This is a genomic window from Corynebacterium sp. p3-SID1761, assembly GCF_055862885.1.
The window spans coordinates 1-663 of the sequence record NZ_JBSQBJ010000045.1; the positions used below are offsets into that span (position 1 = coordinate 1).

General features: G+C 58.5%; 1 pseudogene. It reads right to left on the reverse strand.

Annotation, left to right across the window (positions count from 1 at the left end):
* Positions 1-663: pseudogene (locus tag ACWXWJ_RS10280) on the reverse strand (malate synthase G); the annotation flags it as partial.

Here is a 663-nt window from a genome sequence, read left to right on the forward strand (position 1 = left end):
TTAGGCGATGCCGTTCTTTTCCTTGAACTCCAAACGACGGGCGTGCAGGATCGGCTCAGTGTAACCAGCCGGCTGCTCCAGACCCTTAAACACCAAATCCTTAGCAGCCTGGAAAGCCACAGACTCATCAAAGTTCGGAGCCATGTTGCGGTAGTTCGCGTCACCAGCGTTCTGCTCATCCACCTTCGCAGCCATACGCTGCAAAGACTCCAGAACCTGATCCTCAGTCACCACACCGTGCTTCAGCCAGTTAGCCAAGTGCTGCGAGTTAATACGGCAGGTAGCGCGATCCTCCATCAGATCGATGTCGTGGATATCCGGAATCTTGGAGCAACCAACACCCTGCTCCACCCAGCGAACCACATAACCCAGGATGGACTGGGAGTTGTTATCGATCTCCTCGGCGATCTCCTCGGCAGACCAGTCAGCGGACTCCGCCACCGGAATGGTCAGGATGTCACCCAGAGTCTCGCGGCGCCCCTCGGTGCGCAGCTTGTCCTGCACCTCGAAGACATCCACCTCGTGGTAGTGGGTTGCGTGCAGCGTTGCACCCGTCGGGGACGGAACCCACGCAGTAGACGCGCCCTCCTTCGGCTGGCCAATCTTCTGCGCCAGCATGTCCGCCATCAGCTCGGTCTTGGCCCACATACCCTTACCGATCTG